Below are 555 nucleotides of genomic sequence, written 5' to 3'. Positions count from 1 at the left end.
GCCTGGCAGTCAGCCCTGCCGCTTGCACTGAAAGAAGCAACCCGTACAGCCATCAGCACAAGGATCCGCGAAGCTGAAGCAGAGGCGGCAGCTGAGCAGGCTGCACGACTGGCCCGCATTGAACAGCTCCAGAATGATGGAGTGACTCTGTTCCGTCAGGACAGCATCAATGAGTCTGAAGCGAAGTTCAAGGAACTGGTGAACCTCGATGCACAAAATAAGACTGCCACCTACTACCTCGGGAGCCGTATTCCCGGGCGCAAAGCCGAACTCGCCCGGATAGCGGCAGCAGAGGAAAAAGCAAAAGCCACCTTCGAGGGAGGCAACAAACTCTATGCTGCAGGAGATTATGCAGGAGCAAAGTCCGCCTGGCAGGAAGCTCTTTCTGTGGCAGTAGAGCCTGCAACCAAAACCACCATCACCCAGCGCATTTCAAGTGCTGATGCCGAGCAGGTTGCAATACAGTCTAAAGTTGATGCACTGCAGTCGGAAGCCGCAGCACTCTTTAATGCCGACAACCTCACAGCATCAGAAGCGAAGTTCCGTGAAGTTCTT

1 pseudogene is annotated in these 555 nt (G+C 54.6%); it reads left to right on the top strand.

The features are described 5' to 3' along the window. A pseudogene (locus tag EKD02_RS10080) lies at positions 1-555 on the top strand (hypothetical protein); the annotation flags it as partial.

Origin of the sequence: Chlorobium phaeovibrioides (genome assembly GCF_003968655.1) — a bacterium.
Classification (GTDB): domain Bacteria; phylum Bacteroidota; class Chlorobiia; order Chlorobiales; family Chlorobiaceae; genus Chlorobium; species Chlorobium phaeovibrioides.
This window is presented reverse-complemented; position numbering and strand designations above follow the sequence as displayed.